This is a genomic window from Roseovarius aestuarii (assembly GCF_019966515.1).
Lineage (GTDB): Bacteria > Pseudomonadota > Alphaproteobacteria > Rhodobacterales > Rhodobacteraceae > Roseovarius > Roseovarius aestuarii.
In genome coordinates this window covers 1-17,064 of record NZ_JAIMIB010000002.1, presented here as the reverse complement: position 1 = coordinate 17,064, position 17,064 = coordinate 1, and the positions used below count along the sequence as shown (strand labels likewise).

14 protein-coding genes and 1 tRNA gene are annotated in these 17,064 nt (G+C 57.8%); 12 read left to right on the top strand and 3 right to left on the bottom strand.

Going from position 1 to position 17,064, the window contains the following annotated elements:
- Nucleotides 1-36 precede the first annotated feature (36 nt).
- Both LC334_RS03185 and LC334_RS03180 read left to right on the top strand, forming a co-directional pair.
- Nucleotides 37-1,275: a PQQ-dependent sugar dehydrogenase gene (locus LC334_RS03185; protein ID WP_085798817.1), complete on the top strand. Its 1,239-nt coding sequence runs from the start codon at nt 37-39 to the stop codon at nt 1,273-1,275.
- Complete coding sequence (locus tag LC334_RS03180) at nt 1,276-1,650, top strand: c-type cytochrome (RefSeq protein WP_223412868.1); 375 nt, start codon at nt 1,276-1,278, stop codon at nt 1,648-1,650. It abuts the gene before it with no gap.
- 17 nt (nt 1,651-1,667) lie between these two features.
- On the opposite strand, the gene LC334_RS03175 is transcribed toward LC334_RS03180, so the two are convergent.
- Complete coding sequence (locus LC334_RS03175; protein WP_085798816.1) at nt 1,668-4,010, bottom strand: ATP-dependent helicase; 2,343 nt, start codon at nt 4,008-4,010, stop codon at nt 1,668-1,670.
- Between the two features lie 186 nt (nt 4,011-4,196).
- Between LC334_RS03175 and LC334_RS03170 the strand changes: the two genes are divergently transcribed.
- The 9 genes from LC334_RS03170 to LC334_RS03130 all read left to right on the top strand — a co-directional run bounded on the left by LC334_RS03170 (nt 4,197) and on the right by LC334_RS03130 (nt 15,127).
- Nucleotides 4,197-5,978 (top strand): sensor domain-containing diguanylate cyclase, encoded by a 1,782-nt coding sequence (locus LC334_RS03170; RefSeq protein WP_085798815.1) that lies wholly within the window; start codon nt 4,197-4,199, stop codon nt 5,976-5,978.
- A 57-nt stretch (nt 5,979-6,035) separates the two neighbouring features.
- The gene (locus tag LC334_RS03165) at nt 6,036-7,175 is read left to right on the top strand and encodes an alpha-hydroxy acid oxidase (RefSeq protein ID WP_085798814.1); all 1,140 of its coding nucleotides are present in this window, start codon (nt 6,036-6,038) and stop codon (nt 7,173-7,175) included.
- 258 nt (nt 7,176-7,433) lie between these two features.
- Complete coding sequence (locus LC334_RS03160) at nt 7,434-10,874, top strand: pyruvate carboxylase (RefSeq protein WP_085799145.1); 3,441 nt, start codon at nt 7,434-7,436, stop codon at nt 10,872-10,874.
- A 90-nt stretch (nt 10,875-10,964) separates the two neighbouring features.
- Entirely contained in the window at nt 10,965-11,354 is a 390-nt protein-coding gene (locus LC334_RS03155; protein WP_085798813.1) for an MAPEG family protein, read from the top strand.
- Nucleotides 11,355-11,368: 14 nt separating this feature from the next.
- On the top strand, nt 11,369-12,094 hold the full coding sequence (locus LC334_RS03150) for a TerC family protein (RefSeq protein ID WP_085798812.1): 726 nt from the start codon (nt 11,369-11,371) through the stop codon (nt 12,092-12,094).
- A 106-nt stretch (nt 12,095-12,200) separates the two neighbouring features.
- Complete coding sequence (locus LC334_RS03145; protein ID WP_085798811.1) at nt 12,201-12,494, top strand: ribbon-helix-helix domain-containing protein; 294 nt, start codon at nt 12,201-12,203, stop codon at nt 12,492-12,494.
- Nucleotides 12,495-12,583: 89 nt separating this feature from the next.
- Nucleotides 12,584-12,979, top strand: coding sequence for a VOC family protein (locus LC334_RS03140; protein ID WP_085798810.1), 396 nt, complete (start codon nt 12,584-12,586; stop codon nt 12,977-12,979).
- A 23-nt stretch (nt 12,980-13,002) separates the two neighbouring features.
- On the top strand, nt 13,003-13,527 hold the full coding sequence (locus tag LC334_RS03135) for a Twin-arginine translocation pathway signal (protein ID WP_085799144.1): 525 nt from the start codon (nt 13,003-13,005) through the stop codon (nt 13,525-13,527).
- A 28-nt stretch (nt 13,528-13,555) separates the two neighbouring features.
- Nucleotides 13,556-15,127, top strand: coding sequence for a GMC family oxidoreductase (locus tag LC334_RS03130; RefSeq protein ID WP_085798809.1), 1,572 nt, complete (start codon nt 13,556-13,558; stop codon nt 15,125-15,127).
- Between the two features lie 59 nt (nt 15,128-15,186).
- On the opposite strand, the gene LC334_RS03125 is transcribed toward LC334_RS03130, so the two are convergent.
- Entirely contained in the window at nt 15,187-15,519 is a 333-nt protein-coding gene (locus LC334_RS03125; protein ID WP_085798808.1) for a DUF1330 domain-containing protein, read from the bottom strand.
- A gap of 255 nt (nt 15,520-15,774) precedes the next feature.
- Between LC334_RS03125 and LC334_RS03120 the strand changes: the two genes are divergently transcribed.
- Nucleotides 15,775-15,849 (top strand) — tRNA-Gly (locus LC334_RS03120).
- Between the two features lie 258 nt (nt 15,850-16,107).
- Here the strand turns inward: LC334_RS03120 and LC334_RS03115 are convergent.
- Nucleotides 16,108-17,064, bottom strand: a 957-nt coding sequence (locus LC334_RS03115; protein WP_223412867.1) for an HNH endonuclease, incomplete at its 5' end; no start/stop codon positions are given.

The window sequence follows — 17,064 nt, the reverse complement described above, 5'->3', positions numbered from 1 at the left end:
TAACCTTTTGCGATCCGACAAAAAAGGGAGTGAATTATGAAATATTTGTTAAGTGCCACCGCTTTGATCGGTCTTCTTGCTGCCCCCGCTGTTTCACAATCCAATCTGGAAAAGCTTGGGGCGTTCAAGGTTACCGGGACAAAGGACCATACCTATATCGACCAGAAAGCACCTGAAGCCGACAGCATCCGCGAGGTGCTCAAAGGCATTTCCTTACCCGCGGGCTTCAAGATCGAGCTTTATGCGCTGGTGCCAGACGCCCGCCACATGGCGATGGCCCCACAAGGAACCGTGCTTTTTGTCGGCACCAAGAAATCCAAGGTCTGGGCGGTCATGGACCGCAATCGCGACCGGGTTGCCGATGAGGTCAAGGACTTCGCCCCCAGCCTCGAATTCGATATCCCCAACGGCGTCGCCTTCACCAAGGACGGTTTTCTCTATATCGCCGAGCGCAATCGTCTGATGCTCTATCCGGCGGCAGAGTTTTTCCACGAAAGCCCGGATGTGGTGGCCGTGCCGATCGTGCCGCAGGGAGAACTGATCCCGGTCGAGGAGGAAAGCTATAACCACACCGCGCGGGTGATCAAGGTTGGCCCCGACGACAAGCTGTATGTGTCGCTGGGTCAGCCCTTCAATGTCGCACCGGAGGAAAAGGCCGAGCTCTACAAAGAGACCGGCATCGGCGGCATCATCCGTATGGACCGCGATGGGTCAAACCGCGAAGTCTACACCTATGGCGTGCGCAACTCGGTCGGCCATGACTTCCACCCCGAAACCGGAGAGCTCTGGTGGACCGACAATCAGGTTGACGGCATGGGCGATGATATTCCGCCCGGCGAGCTTAACCGCCAGACCGAGAAGGGCCAGCATTTCGGCCATCCATGGTTTGGTGGCGGCACCGTGCGTACCAACGAATATGCCGGTCAGGAAGTCCCTGTCGACGTTGTTCATCCGGCGGTGGAAACCATCGCCCACGCCGCCGATCTGGGCATGACCTTCTACACCGGCAAGATGTTCCCGGCGAAATACAAGAACGCCATATTCTCGGCTCAGCATGGGTCGTGGAACCGGACAGAGCCCGCCGGGGCGCGGGTCATGGTGACCTTCATCGACGATGAGGGCAATGCTACGATGGAACCCTTCGCCGAAGGCTGGATCGACGAAAACGGTGAATATGATGGCCGCCCTGTCGATGTCGCCCAGATGAAGGACGGATCGCTCCTGGTCTCGGACGATTTTGCCAATGCGATCTACCGGATCAGCTATTCTGAATAAATGAACAGGCTGGCCGGGGCGATGTCCCGGCCAGCCTCCCGCATCGGAGCCGCCATGTACCGCTTGTTTATCTGTCTTTTCCTGTTTGCGTCACTGACATTTCCGGCCAGTGCGGCTGATGTGGAAAACGGTCGAAAACTTGCCCGTCAATGTTCCGCCTGCCATGGCAAGTTCGGCCTTTCAAAAGACCCCGAAGTGCCAAACCTCGCAGGCCAACCGTCGCTCTATCTTGAGAAAAGCCTCAAGGATTACCGCGACGGCGCCCGCGAGGACCGGCGCATGACACTGATTTCCGAGCCGCTGACAGATGACGACGTGCGAGATCTCGCCGCATGGTTCGCGTCAATCGAATTCAACGTTGTCACACCGGACTAGGCTGCACGTGTCCGCCGCTAGAACGGAATATCATCCGAACTGCTGACAAAGCGGGCCACGACCTTCTTGGTGCCCGCTTTCTCAAACGCGATCTCAAGCTTGTCGCCTTCAATCCCGATAATTGCCCCATAGCCGAATTTCTGGTGGAACACCCGCTCTCCTACGGTGTGCGAACTGACCGCTTCCGCGTCGATCACCGAATGGCGGCTCTCGGCGGGCTGCGCAACAGGCCGCTGGCCCGCGCGCGATTGCAGGCGCTTCCAGCCGGGAGAGTTATAGACATTGGCCTCGGCGGCCCGGGTCTCGATCGTGCTTTCCATCCCCGCCGCGCCGTATCCGCCACCGTATAGCCCAGGTGGCGTCAGCACATCGACATGGGCTTCGGGCAGCTCGTCAATAAACCGCGAAGGCATTTGCGATTGCCACTGCCCAAAGACCCGGCGATTGCCGGCAAAGCTGATCGTGCAGACCTCCTGGGCGCGGGTGATGCCGACATAGGCCAGCCGGCGTTCTTCCTCGACGCCCTTGAGCCCGCTTTCATCCATCGAGCGTTGCGAGGGAAAAAGCCCGTCCTCCCATCCCGGCAGGAAGACGGCGGGAAACTCCAGCCCCTTGGCGGCATGCAGCGTCATGATCGAGACTTTCTCGCCCGCCTCCTGGCTGTCATTATCCATGATCAGGCTGACATGTTCGAGAAAGCCCTGCAGATTCTCGAACTGCTCCAGCGCCTTGATCAACTCCTTGAGGTTCTCTAGTCGCCCCGGGGCCTCGGGCGTCTTGTCATTCTGCCACATCTCGGTGTAGCCGCTTTCATCCAGGATGATCTCGGCCAGTTCCATATGGGTTATCTGCTTGTCACCGGTCATGCGGCCCCAGCGAGTCAGGCCCTCCAGCAGCTTGGCCAGTTCGGACGCCCCCTTGCCGGTCAGGCCCTTTTCATCAAGCAATATCCGCGCGCCATCAATCAGCGGCACCCCGTTCTGCCGCGCCACCATCTGGATTTTCTGCTGCGCCTTATCACCCAGACCGCGTTTCGGCGTGTTCACGATCCGCTCGAACGCGAGATCATCCGAGGGCGACGTCACCAGCCGGAAATAGGCCATGGCATCGCGGATTTCCATCCGCTCGTAAAAGCGCGGCCCGCCAATCACGCGGTAGGGCAATCCGATGGTCAGGAACCGATCCTCAAACGCGCGCATCTGGTGCGAGGCACGCACGAGGATCGCCATTTGATTGAGACCGAAGGCGCACAAACCACGGGTGCCGCGCTGCATCGCCTCAACCTCTTCCCCGATCCAACGCGCCTCCTCCTCGCCATCCCAATGGCCAATCAGCCTGACCTTTTCTCCGTCTTCCACATCGGTCCAAAGCTCCTTGCCCAGACGTCCCTTGTTGCCCGCGATCACACCAGAGGCGGCCGCCAGAATATGCGGGGTCGAGCGGTAGTTCTGCTCCAACCGCACCACATGCGCGCCGGGAAAATCCTTTTCAAACCGCAGGATATTGCCCACTTCGGCGCCGCGCCAGCCATAGATCGACTGATCGTCGTCCCCCACGCAACAAATGTTCTTGTGCCCCCCCGCCAGCAACCGAAGCCACAGATACTGCGCGACGTTGGTGTCCTGATACTCGTCCACCAGAATATAGCGGAACCAGCGCTGATATTGCTGCAACACGTCGTCATGGGTCTGAAAAATCGTCACCACATGCAAAAGAAGATCGCCGAAATCAACGGCGTTCAGCTCTTTCAGCCGGGTCTGGTAAAGCTTGTAGAGAGCGGGGGCCTTGCCGTCATAAGCCCCGGCCTCGGATGCGGGCACATTATCGGGCGTCCAGGCGCGGTTTTTCCAATTGTCTATGACGGAGGCTAGCGCCCGTGCGGGCCAGCGCTTGTCGTCGATATTCGCCGCCGAAACCAATTGTTTCAGCAGCCGCAACTGATCATCGGTATCCAGAATGGTGAAGTTAGATTTCAGACCCGCAAGTTCGGCATGGCGACGCAGCAGCTTCACGCAAATCGAGTGAAAAGTACCTAGCCAGGGCATGCCTTCAACCGCCTCCCCCAGCATCCGTCCGACACGCTCTTTCATCTCGCGCGCGGCCTTGTTGGTGAAAGTCACCGCCAGGATCTCATTGGGTCGCGCCGTGCCGGTATTCAACAGATGCACGATTCGGCTGGTCAGTGCCTTGGTCTTGCCGGTCCCTGCCCCCGCCAGCATCAGAACCGGGCCCTCCAATGTCTCGACCGCCTTGCGCTGCTCCGGGTTCAGCCCGTCCAGATAAGGCATCGGGCGCGCCGCCATCGCCCGGGCGGCCAGTGAAGCGCCTTCAAAGGCGTCGGAATCGTCAAAACTGCTCATGTCGGCAAGAATAGCGCCACCCGCTGCGAAGGGAAAGAGACGTTCGCAGAATGTTCCGCATGATGAATACTTTGCAAAATTGCATCGAATGCAACCGATCAATCATATGATTGCCCGATTTCGTTAAGCCTATGCACACAGAGCATTGGCATTCTGCCCCCTTGCGGACATGCGCAGGAGAATACGATGAACACAGATGCAGGCACGGGTCGCTCATGGTTTCGGCCCGCCTTTTTGGCAGCATTCTTGCTGGCAAGCCTGGGCGCTTCGTTCGTCGTTGTCCGGCATGCGCCAGAACCGATCGTCTGCTGGCTCTTGGAAACGGAATTCCGGTCGCTGGCGGAAAAGTGGCGCACGCGCACATTATCGCAGCTGGAAAACAGCACCCGCACCTTTGAAAACCAGATCCTGACCGATACCGATATCCAACTGCTTTCGATGATCCCGAAAGTGTCAGACTACTATCGGTTCACATTCATCGACACCGAAGGAAACACCTTCTGGTCCAGCCATCCCGATGACATCGGCAAATCGGACATGTCGCATGAAACCGGTCAGGCGCTCGCGCGCGGTGAGGTGGTTCTTTTGCATCTGCATGTCAATCACGGTGAGAATGAAGAGATGGACGGGCACGGGGTGCATTTATACGATGGCGACCATCGTACCGTCTATGAAATCTATGTGCCGGTCATGGATGGAGATACCCGGTTGGGCGCCGTGAAATTCCATACGGACGTCTCGTCGATTCACGACATATTCCTTGATCGCGTCAGCCGCTGGATATCCGTCGCGGTCGGCATCATCCTGTCGCTCATGCTGATCGCCATCGGGCTGATCATCCGGTCGTCACGCATCCAGCTGAAAAACCTGGAAAACCGCACTCGCGAAGAACGCGAAATGATGCAACGTCAGATGCGACTTGCGCGCGAAGTGCGGCTGTTGGGCGAATTGAACGAATGGCTGCAATCGAGCCGGTCGCTGAGCGAGCTTTTTGACATGGTTGCCCGGTTCATGCTGCACATTCTGCCGGAGAGCGAGGGATCGCTCTATGTCTACTCAAACTCGCGCGATGTGCTGGATGGCTCCGCCTCGTGGAACGGTGGCTCGCATCGTGATCATATTCACCCCGAAGCGTGCTGGGGTTTGCGGCGCGGGCGTTCCTATCACTACGGACAAAGCGAAGTGGATTTCGCCTGCGAACATACCGAGCCGAACGATGGGCGGCCCTATTTCTGCTTTCCCATCCTCGCTCTGGGGGAAACTGTTGGCCTCATGCATCTCAAGAGACACGCGGATGCCACGGAAGAGGCGTTCGAGGACAGCCGCCGCCTGGCGCAGATGTGTGCCGAGCAGATTTCGATGGCAATCGCCAATGTGCGCATGCGCGACCAGTTGGAGGACCGCTCCATCCGGGACCCTCTGACCGGACTTTTCAACCGCCGCCACATGCTTGACAGCATGCGTCGCTTGATCGCGCAGGCGGATGGCAACGGGTCAGCTCTCCACACGGTCTATATCGATGTGGACCACTTCAAGAAATTCAACGACAACCACGGGCATGATGCAGGCGATATGGTGCTGCGGGCGGTGGGCGACCTGCTGATCAAGCAGTGCGATGGCGATGAAGTTGCCTGCCGGATGGGGGGCGAGGAGTTCATGCTGCTATTGCCGAACCTGACCCTCGACAACTTGAAGGAACGTATTGAAACCCTGCGCCGCGAAGTCACTGCGATATCGGTTCGCTATGGTGAGAAAGCCTTGCCCAAAATCACCATTTCCGCTGGTATTGCCAGCTATCCGGCACATGGGCGTATGCCGCAGGATCTGTTGCGGGTCGCAGATGAGGCGCTCTATAAAGCCAAGGATAACGGGCGTAACCAGGTGGTTGTCGCAGAGCTTTCAGAGCCCACCGAAGCCACGCCCCAGAACCCGCCACCGAAAAAGCCGCACAGCCTGGGCGCGGAATAGCGAACCTGCCGTAAAATTCCATATGGACAAGCCCCGTTTCTGCACGGACAACAGGGCATGGACCTCATGTCAAGATACCCGGCACTAGACGATTTGCGCCAGAAGGCGAAACAGCGACTGCCGCATTTTGTCTGGGAGTTTCTCGATAGCGGCACCGGCGCTGAAAAGGCCCGCGACCGGAACCGGACGGCACTGGATGCGCGACTACTCATGCCATCCATCCTGCATGGCGAGTTTGAGCCGGAGTTGAGCGTAGATTTCCTCGGGCAGAGACTACCGCTGCCTTTTGGCATCGCCCCGGTCGGAATGTCCGGCCTGATCTGGCCGGATGCCGAGCGTATTCTGGCGCGCAGCGCAGCCGATGCCGGCATACCTTATTGCCTGTCGACCGTGGCCAGCCGCACGCCCGAAGATGTTGGGCCTGTGATGGGCGATCATGGCTGGTTCCAGATGTACCCGCCGCGCGATCCCGACATCCGAACCGATATGTTGAACCGCGCCCGCGCTGCAGGGTTTCGGACGCTCATACTGACCGTCGATGTGCCGGTGGCATCCAGACGTGAACGGCAGGTACGATCGGGCCTGATGACACCGCCACGCCTGACCCCGCGCATTTTGGCGCAGATCGCACTGCGCCCCGCCTGGACCATGGGAATGGCGCGAATGGGGATGCCCCGCATGCGGTTGATTGACAGCTATGCAGGTGAAACCAAAGGCCTGCCCTCCAACAGCCACGCAGGCTATATGCTGCGCACCTCGCCTGACTGGGACTATTTGCGCTGGCTACGCGATGCGTGGAAGGGCCCGATGATCATCAAGGGTGTCTTGCGCGCCGAGGACGCGGAAAGCCTTGAAGCCGAAGACATTGACGCAATCTGGATCTCAAACCACGCCGGTCGCCAGTTTGATGCCGTGCCGGCGACGATTGACGTTCTGGGCGGCATTCGGGCAGCCACAAAACTGCCGATCATCCTTGATGGCGGCCTCTCGGGCGGGCTTGATATCTTGCGTGCCGTCGCATTGGGGGCAAATTTTGTTATGCTGGGCCGCGCGTGGCACTATGCGCTGGCCGCGCTTGGTGACAAAGGCCCCGCGCATCTGATCAACATTCTGCGCGCCGATCTGCAATCCAATATGGGGCAGTTGGGGACAAAGACACTGGCAGATGCCCGTAATCGGGTGATCGAGAGCGAGTAGTCCGCTCCACCCTATAAACATTAACTTTGATACTCATATATTTGATGTTAAATATTTTTGATCAACACTCTTGTGACTTTTTACACCGCACTTTCGGGTAAGTTCTGTCGCGAACGGGTTACCCGCTAACGCTGGGGCATTGCGCAAAGCTTTCACAAATCTTACAAGGCGGCAGGAATGGCGCTGCAACGCAGCAAATCTCAGCCCGCGCCAGCCCCGTTCCTAACGCGAAAATTTGGGACAACAGGGGACCGGCCAGTGGCAGAATTCAAGAAAATCCTGATTGCCAACCGCGGCGAGATTGCCATCCGCATCATGCGCGCCGCCAACGAAATGGGTAAACGCACCGTCGCGGTCTTCGCCGAAGAAGACAAGCTGGGCTTGCACCGTTTCAAAGCGGACGAGGCCTATCGCATCGGCGAAGGCATGGGGCCTGTTGCCGCCTATCTCTCGATTGACGAGATCATCCGCGTCGCCAAGGAATGTGGTGCGGACGCGATCCACCCGGGCTATGGCCTTTTGTCGGAAAACCCTGATTTCGTTGATGCCTGTGTCGCCAACGGCATTACATTCATCGGCCCCAAGGCCGAAACCATGCGCGCGCTCGGCGACAAGGCCAGTGCGCGCAAAGTCGCGGTCGAGGCTGGCGTACCCGTGATCCCCGCCACAGACGTTCTCGGCGACGATATGGACGTTATCCGCCAGCAGGCGGACGAGGTCGGATATCCCTTCATGCTCAAGGCCAGTTGGGGCGGTGGTGGACGCGGCATGCGCCCGATCATGAAGCCTGAAGAGCTGGAAGAAAAAGTGCTGGAAGGCCGCCGCGAGGCTGAAGCTGCCTTTGGCAATGGTGAGGGTTATCTGGAAAAGATGATCCTGAAAGCGCGCCATGTCGAGGTGCAGATTCTCGGTGACAAGCACGGCAACATGTACCACCTCTTTGAGCGTGACTGCTCGGTCCAGCGCCGTAACCAAAAGGTGGTTGAACGCGCACCCGCCCCATACTTAAGCGAATTGCAGCGCAAAGAAATCTGCGAGCTTGGCTACAAGATCTGCAAGCACGTGAACTATGAGTGCGCGGGCACTGTCGAGTTCCTGATGGATATGGACAGCGGCCAGTTCTACTTCATCGAGGTGAACCCGCGTGTGCAGGTCGAACACACCGTCACCGAAGAGGTGACCGATGTGGACATCGTGCAGGCCCAAATCCTGATCGCCGAAGGAAAGACCCTGGCCGAGGCGACCGGCAAACCGACGCAGGATGATGTGCGCCTCAACGGTCACGCCCTGCAGACCCGGATCACCACTGAAGACCCTCAAAACAACTTCATACCGGATTATGGCCGCATCACCGCCTTCCGCGAGGCAACGGGCATGGGCATCCGGCTGGATGGCGGCACCGCCTATTCCGGCGGTGTGATCACACGCTACTATGACAGCCTGCTGGTCAAGATCACCGCCCACGCCCAGACCCCCGGCGCGGCGATTGCCCGGATGGACCGCGCCTTACGCGAGTTCCGTATTCGCGGGGTCAGCACCAATATCGCCTTCGTCGAGAACCTGCTGAAACACCCAACGTTTCTGGACAACACCTATACCACCAAGTTTATCGACCAGACGCCGGAACTTTTTAATTTCGGCAAGCGCCGCGATCGCGGCACCAAGGTGCTGACCTATATCGCCGACATCACTGTGAACGGACACCCCGAAACCCAGGGGCGCGCCGGCACAGCGGCGGACGTGAAACTGCCCAAACCCCCTGCCCCACAAGGCGAGGTACCGGTTGGTACCAAGACGCTGCTGGAGGAAAAAGGCGCCAAGGCGGTTGCCGACTGGATGCTTGGTGAAAAACGCCTGCTGCTGACCGATACCACCATGCGCGACGGGCACCAGTCGCTGCTCGCCACCCGCATGCGGTCAATCGACATGGTGAAAGCCGCGCCCAGCTATGCCGCCAACCTTCCGCAGCTTTTCAGCGTCGAATGCTGGGGCGGAGCAACCTTTGACGTGGCCTACCGATTTCTTCAGGAATGCCCGTGGCAGCGCCTGCGCGACCTGCGTCGCGCCATGCCCAACCTGTTGACCCAAATGCTGCTCAGGGCCTCGAACGGCGTCGGGTACACCAACTATCCCGATAACGTCGTGCAGGAATTCGTCCGGCAAGCGGCAGAAACCGGTATTGATGTCTTCCGCGTGTTCGATAGTCTCAACTGGGTGGAAAACATGCGCGTCGCGATGGATGCGGTGAATGATACCGGTCGTATCTGTGAAGGGACAATCTGCTACACTGGCGATATCCTCGACCCGGACCGCGCCAAGTATGACCTGAAATACTATGTCAAAATGGCCAAGGAGATGCAGGATGCCGGCGCGCATATTCTAGGCCTGAAAGACATGGCTGGATTGCTGAAACCCGCCGCCGCGCGCGTGCTGGTTAAGGCGCTCAAGGACGACATCGAAATCCCCGTCCATTTCCACACCCACGACACCTCGGGCATTGCCGGCGCCTCTGTTCTGGCGGCAGCGGATGCAGGGGTTGATGCGGCCGATGTGGCGATGGACGCGTTCTCGGGTGGCACAAGCCAGCCCTGTCTCGGCTCGATTGTCGAGGCGCTCGCCCATACCGAGCGTGACACCGGCCTCGACATGGCACATGTGCGCGAAATGTCCGACTACTGGGAACAGGTCCGCGCGCAGTATGTGGCGTTCGAATCGGGCCTCGCTGCGCCTGCCTCGGAGGTCTATTCGCACGAAATGCCCGGTGGCCAGTTTACCAACCTCAAGGCGCAGGCGCGTTCGGTCGGACTGGAAGAACGCTGGCCCGAGGTCGCCAGCACCTATGCCGACGTCAACCAGATGTTCGGCGATATCGTCAAGGTAACGCCCTCTTCGAAGGTCGTGGGCGACATGGCCCTGATGATGGTCAGCCAGAACCTGACCCGCGCCGAGGTCGAGGACGCCAACGTCGACGTGGCCTTCCCCGACTCGGTCGTCGACATGATGCGTGGCAATCTGGGCCAGCCTCCAGGCGGTTTCCCCGACACCATCGTCAACAAGGTGCTCAAGGGCGACAAGCCCAATACCGAACGTCCCGGCAAGCATCTGCAACCGATCGATCTGGAGGCCACCCGCGCCGCGCTCAGCAAGGAACTGGAGGGCAAGCCCGTCGATGACGAGGACCTCAACGGCTACCTGATGTATCCCAAGGTGTTTCTTGACTACATGGGACGCCACCGAACCTATGGGCCGGTCCGCACCCTACCCACCCGCACTTTCTTCTACGGCATGGAGCCGGGCGAGGAGATCAGCGTCGAGATCGACCCCGGCAAGATCCTCGAAATCCGACTGCAAGCTGTGGGCGAAACCCAGGACGATGGCGAAGTGCGTGTGTTTTTTGAGCTCAACGGCCAGCCCCGCGTGATCCGCGTGCCCAACCGTCTGGTCAAATCGCAGACCGCACAGCGACCCAAGGCCGAGCCGGGCAATGCCAACCACGTGGGCGCGCCGATGCCTGGCGTGGTGGCCAGCGTCGCCGTGACCGCAGGGCAAGAGGTCAAGACCGACGACCTGCTCTTGACCATCGAGGCGATGAAGATGGAAACCGGCATCTACGCCGAACGTGACGCGGTGGTCAAAGCCGTGCACGTTCAGGCCAGCGGCCAGATTGATGCCAAGGATCTGCTGATCGAACTGGAATAAGCGCGTTCAGCTTTCCCTAACGTCAAAACTTTCGAAGATGCGCGAATCCGCTATGGTTCGCGCATCTCTTCTTTTCGAAAGGTCGTTGACATGAGCCTCACCATCACCCCCCTTTACGGCGGTCTGATCGGCCTGTTGCTGGTTTTCCTCAGCGCACGTGTCATTTTGCGCATGCGCGCCGCCCATGTCTCACTTGGTGATGGCGAAGACAAAAACCTGCTCAAACGCATGCGCGTTCAGGCCAATTGCGCAGAATATGCGCCCATCGGGCTGATCCTGCTGGCGATGGCCGAATTGCAGGGCGCACCGGTATGGGTTTTGCATCTGTTAGGCGTCATGCTGCTGGCAGGCCGCCTGATCCATGCCTTCGGATTGGGGTCGACACCGCAGGTGATGCCCATGCGCCAAGTGGGCATGGTACTGACTTTCCTGATGTTGCTGCTCACCGCACTGGCGAATATCGGCCACGCTCTTAGTTAAGGAAGGCCTGCACCATGTTGGAATTAATGAATGATCCGGCGGTCTGGGCCTCGTTCCTGACCCTGACGATACTCGAGATAGTTCTGGGTGTGGATAACGTGATTTTCATTTCCATCGCCGCGTCCAAACTGCCGGAGCATCAGCGCCGACAGGCGCGGTTTCTGGGATTGATGGGTGCGCTCGTCCTGCGCATTGCTCTGCTGTTTTCGATCTCGTGGATTGTTGGGCTGTCCGCCCCCATCGTAACAATCATGGGGTGGGAGATGTCCTGGCGCGACCTGATCCTGATCGCGGGCGGGTTGTTCCTGATCTACAAGGCCAGCACCGAGATATTCGATGAGGTAGAAGGAGACGAGATTGACACCGCCGAAGAGCGCGTTGTCGAGGCTGTCTTTCTGGGGATCATCTTCCAGATCATGATTCTGGATCTGGTGTTTTCGGTTGATTCAGTCATCACCGCGGTCGGGATCGCCGACCACCTTGAAGTGATGATTGCAGCGGTCTGTGTGGCAATCGTCGTAATGATGATAGCCGCAACCCCGATTGCCGATTTCGTCGAGGCCCATCCCAGCACGAAAATGCTGGCGCTTGCCTTCCTGGTCATGGTCGGCATGGCGCTGGTGGCTGACGGCTTTCACTATCATGTCGAACGCGGTTTTATCTATGCTGCGATGGTCTTTGGCGGTGCGGTCGAGGGGTTGAATCTGCTGCGCCAGAAGCGTCGGCGTGCAGGCGGCTAAAGCCGCACCGGGTTTTCCGGGTGAAATTTTCTGCCAGCATGCTATTTTCTATCTCAGCCACGGCGCCCGGATCACCGGACCGTTACGCCACAGGAGTAGAGACCATATGTGCCAAATATTTGCCGGACAGGACCCGGAACGTTACGCGCTTGAAACCCGCCGTATGCGGCTGAACGGCCAAAGCACAAGCATCCGGCTGGAAAAGTCCTTTTGGGGGATCATTGACGAAATCGCCAGCAGCGAAGACCTGACAACCCCGGCATTTGTATCGAAACTGCACTCGGAAGTGCTTGAATTACATGGTGAACCCAAAAATTTCACATCATTGCTGCGATGCACCTGCCTGGTCCATCGCGAAGCAAACGAAGCATCCGACACCGCACAGATCGCCGCTGAGTAGCTGAATTCCCCCACGTAGTAATCATTTACTACCCGGCAAGCTGAGGCGTTGGTAATCTTTCCGGACCAATAGCAGTCCGGAGGGAGGATATGGCCAAAGCCATCCACAGCATGATTCGTGTGCTCGATGAAGCGCGATCGCTGGATTTCTATCACCGCGCATTCGGCCTTGATGTCGCCGACCGGCTGGATTTCGAAAACTTCACGCTGGTTTACCTGAGCAACTCCGAAAGCAGTTTCGAGCTGGAGCTGACCGTCAACAAGGGGCAGTCCGATCCCTACGATCTTGGCAATGGTTACGGCCATTTCGCTGTTCTGGTCGAAGATCTGGAAGCCGAGCATGCACGGTTTGTTGCCGGAGGTCTGAACCCCAGAAAAATCGTGGAATTCGCACCCGATGGAGAACTCGTCGGAAAGTTCTTTTTCGTCGCCGATCCAGATGGTTACGAGATCGAAGTGTTGCAACGCGGGGGGCGCTTCAAATGACAAAACATAAGGGAGGAAACGATATGAAAGATATGGCAGACCCGAAAGGGCTGACACGGCGAGAGCTGCTGTCGCGCTCGATAACGGCAGGCGCCAGCTTTGTGGTGGGCGGCGGTTTTGTGGCTGGTGCCGATGCGGCCTGGGCGATGGAAACGGCCGCGTTGAAGCCTGAAACCATGGCCACGCTGATCCAGATGGCGCGCGACATCTACCCGCATGATCAAGTGGCAGATGAATACTACGCGGCAGCCGTCAAGGGCTATGACACCGCCGAGGCCGCTGAGGGGATCGAGGCCGGGATCGCCGCACTTAATGCGGCGGCGCGCGGCAAAGGGCATGCCGATTACCTCTCGATCGGGTGGGAACGTGATCGTGTCGACATCCTGCGCGACATGGAAAACAGCGCGTTCTTCCAGCAGATTCGCGGCGGGTTGGTGACCGGCCTTTATAACCAAAAGGCTGTTTGGCCACTCTTTGGGTATGAGGGCGAATCCTATTCCCAGGGCGGTTACATCGATCGCGGATTTGACGACATCAACTGGCTTTAAGCCATAGCCAACGAAGGAGACTAAGACTATGGCTGCACCATTTGATATGAACGACGACAATGTAATTGTCGTGATCGGAACAGGCGCCGGTGGCGGCGTTCTGGCCAACGAGCTGGCGCAACGCGGCGTAAGCGTCGTCGCGCTTGAGGCGGGCGGCAGATACCTGCCCGAGGATTACGTAAACGACGAGTGGGAGAGCTTCGGGCAACTGGCCTGGCTTGACCCGCGCACCACCTCCGGCGACTGGCGCGTCGCCAAGGACTTTTCCGGCCTGCCCGCCTGGATCGTCAAGGCGGTCGGTGGCACCACCACCCACTGGGCTGGTGCCTCGCTGCGCTTTCAGGAGCATGAGTGGAAGGCGAAAACGACCTATGGCGAGGTTCAGGGCGCAAACCTGCTCGATTGGCCAATAGATGGCGCTGAAATGGCGCCTTGGTACGATCTGGCCGAGAAAAAGCTGGGTGTCACGCGAACCCACGGCATGCCCGGCCTGCCCGGGAACAACAACTACAAGGTTTTCGAGGCCGGCGCCAAAAAGCTTGGGTATGAAGAGGTTCACACCGGTCGCATGGCGATCAACAGCCAGGACAATGATGGCCGCCCCGCCTGTCAGCAAACCGGCTTCTGTTTCCAGGGATGTAAATGGGGCGCCAAATGGTCTGCGGCCTACACGGACATCCCCAACGGCGAGGCCACCGGTAACCTGGAAGTACGCGAGAAAGCGCATGTTCTCAGGATCGAGCATGGGGATGATGGCAAAGTCAACGGCGTTATCTATGCCGATGCCGATGGCAATGAACACAAACAGATGGCGCGGGCTGTCTGCGTTGCAGGTAACTCGTATGAGAGCCCGCGCATTCTGCTGAACTCGGCGACGTCAATGTATCCCGACGGGCTGGCAAACAGCTCTGGCCAGGTTGGGCGCAATTACATGCGTCACATGACCGGGTCGGTTTACGGTGTTTTCGACAAACCGGTCCGGATGTGGCGCGGCACGACGATGGCGGGCATCATCCAGGACGAGGCGCGACATGATCCGTCACGTGGCTTTGTGGGTGGCTACGAGTTGGAAACACTGGGCCTTGGTCTACCCTTCATGGCCGCTTTCCTTGATCCGGGCGGTTGGGGGCGCGAGTTCACCACTGCACTCGACAGCTATGAAAATATGGCAGGCATGTGGATCGTCGGCGAAGACATGCCCCAGGAAACCAACCGCGTGACGCTGAACCATGACGTCAAGGATCAGTTCGGCATGCCGGTGGCGAATGTGCATTTCGACGATCACCCCAACGATATCGCCATGCGCAACCATGCCTACAAACAAGGCGCTGCGGTCTACGATGCGGTGGGTGCTACACGCACATTCCCGACACCGCCCTACCCGTCCACACATAACCTGGGTACCAACCGGATGTCGGAAAACCCGAGGGACGGCGTGGTCAACAGCAACGGTCGGACCCATGATATTGATAACCTGTTCGTCTCGGATGGCTCTCAATTCACCACCGGGGCCGCCGAGAATCCGACCTTGACGATTGTCGCCCTGGCAATCCGCCAAGCCGAACATATCGCTGGCGAGGTGTCGCGCGGCAATCTCTGATCGGGGTAAATCACATCAAGCTGACCGGCGCCCCGTTGCGGGCGCCGGTTTTCTTTGTCTCAGGTGGCGCCTGATGGAAGATATGGAATACCACCAGTCGCATCAGTATCATCCACCACGAAAAGGCTGCTGACAGTCCCGTCTTGCCGGGCCTTGGCAAAGGGGGCGTATTCAGGGTCTGCGGCGAAAGCCTGTGCGGCGTCCACGGATGGAAACTCGATCAGGGCAACCACGTCTGCATCAGGCGCATCGCCCTCCAAAGGCGTGATATTGGCACTACGGCTCAGATATTCCCCGCCGTGCTTGGCGGCAATGTCGTGCACTTTCGCGGCGTAGTCCGGTATCCACGCATCATCCGTAACTTTGACCTGTGCAATTAGGTAAACGGCCATAGTTCTCTCCCTTATGTCCATACCGCGCCTTCCCGGCGCCTCTGACTGTCAGCGTAGCGCGTTTCCACCCTCTTCAGAAGTCAGATATCGCCTAGCCCGCTGCGACTTTGGTATTGCCGGGACACGGCCGCTTTCGGCGATTTTTGTAAGAGCCATGCCGTATCGCACCGCGCGTATCGAAAAATTTCCACCCCGGATGCGATTTTCGCTTGCAGGGAACCGCCAGAGTTTATATCTCACGCCTCACCCAAGGACGCGGGTGTAGCTCAGGGGTAGAGCGTTACCTTGCCAAGGTAAATGTCGTGAGTTCGAATCTCATCACCCGCTCCAATTAAATCAAAGACTTACGGGTCTTTGTGTAGCTCCAATTGCCACCGAAATCAACGACGTTCACACAAATGGGTGTGAACGCCTAATCTAGATTTTGACCAAATCACTATTCATTTCGAATCCTAGAGACATGGCAAGGTGCTCAGAGCATGCTGCTCTGGCGAGGACTTTGGTGCTTTTGCACCTAAAGTCTCTTATTCTACCCCTGAGCTACACCCGCGTCCTTAGGTGAGACGTCAGACATAATGACGGTAGGTTTCAGCTTCTAAAAACGCTCTCACGATGAAAGGCTAGATAACACAATTGCTCCGTCCGAAAGTCACTAAACTTGACGGAAACGTCGATATTCCAGAGTGCCAATGTCTCTTTGTCTGTTTCGTTTGAAATCAAGATTTCACCCTGGTCTGTGAAACTGATGTACCCCTGATCAAATAGGTGGTCGACATGTGGGCTCAGAAGAAGGCCGTTGTTGCCGTCGAGCTTTTCGAAGTTTGTAGATGCTCGCCAAGGTTTGATATGGCTAGCTCTCAAATGCCTGAGATTTGAAACTCCCGTAACGCGACATTCACTTTCTAAGCTTTCCAGGTTCCGACGAAATATTCCTTGCCCTATACGCGATCGTACAAGTTGAATTTTCTCGGTTTCAGTAATGTCAGTTTTATTCCTGATTACATTCTCGACTGTCTTTTCTGCCCGTTCCAGAGCAAGTTCTTCAGTCTCGAGGCAATCTTTGGACAGCGACGCTAAGGCGGACCACTGCTCTCCCAATAGAGAAATTATGACATCTGCCATTGCCTGAGGAACGGATGCCAAATATGCGCCCTGGTTACCGTCGCCGGTTGAGCGAATTGGCGAGTACTTTTGAGGTAATACGGGGGCGAGAATGCTCATGTGCTTCTTGGGATGCAACGGCTTCGCCAAGCGATCGAAAGCCACAGCCACGCGCCACCCTTCATCACTCCATGCATCGCCAGCAGCTCCAAATTCATTTGGTTTCGGTGCAAATATTGCCGGAGCTGAGCACACGCCCACCGCTTGAATTTTTGTGTTAGCAAATGAGAAAACGATGTCTCCGACACGTACTCTGCGCATGTTCTCGTAGAATTCGTTTTTGCCGCCATCAGATCGGTGAATAGGTTGTCTGACGTCAGCGCTCATGGGACATTTTGAGGCGATTTGATAAGGGAGGGTTTCTGGCTCATCGTAACCACCAAG

Excerpts from the sequence above, each read along its gene's own strand:
- LC334_RS03135 (WP_085799144.1), top strand. The coding sequence starts at position 13,003 with ATGAAAGATATGGCAGACCCGAAAGGGCTGACACGGCGAGAGCTGCTG.
- LC334_RS03180 (WP_223412868.1), top strand. The coding sequence starts at position 1,276 with ATGAACAGGCTGGCCGGGGCGATGTCCCGGCCAGCCTCCCGCATCGGA.
- LC334_RS03140 (WP_085798810.1), top strand. The coding sequence starts at position 12,584 with ATGGCCAAAGCCATCCACAGCATGATTCGTGTGCTCGATGAAGCGCGA.
- LC334_RS03125 (WP_085798808.1), bottom strand. The coding sequence starts at position 15,519 with ATGGCCGTTTACCTAATTGCACAGGTCAAAGTTACGGATGATGCGTGG.
- LC334_RS03165 (WP_085798814.1), top strand. The coding sequence starts at position 6,036 with ATGGACCTCATGTCAAGATACCCGGCACTAGACGATTTGCGCCAGAAG.
- LC334_RS03150 (WP_085798812.1), top strand. The coding sequence starts at position 11,369 with ATGTTGGAATTAATGAATGATCCGGCGGTCTGGGCCTCGTTCCTGACC.
- LC334_RS03155 (WP_085798813.1), top strand. The coding sequence starts at position 10,965 with ATGAGCCTCACCATCACCCCCCTTTACGGCGGTCTGATCGGCCTGTTG.
- LC334_RS03170 (WP_085798815.1), top strand. The coding sequence starts at position 4,197 with ATGAACACAGATGCAGGCACGGGTCGCTCATGGTTTCGGCCCGCCTTT.
- LC334_RS03175 (WP_085798816.1), bottom strand. The coding sequence starts at position 4,010 with ATGAGCAGTTTTGACGATTCCGACGCCTTTGAAGGCGCTTCACTGGCC.
- LC334_RS03185 (WP_085798817.1), top strand. The coding sequence starts at position 37 with ATGAAATATTTGTTAAGTGCCACCGCTTTGATCGGTCTTCTTGCTGCC.
- LC334_RS03130 (WP_085798809.1), top strand. The coding sequence starts at position 13,556 with ATGGCTGCACCATTTGATATGAACGACGACAATGTAATTGTCGTGATC.
- LC334_RS03145 (WP_085798811.1), top strand. The coding sequence starts at position 12,201 with ATGTGCCAAATATTTGCCGGACAGGACCCGGAACGTTACGCGCTTGAA.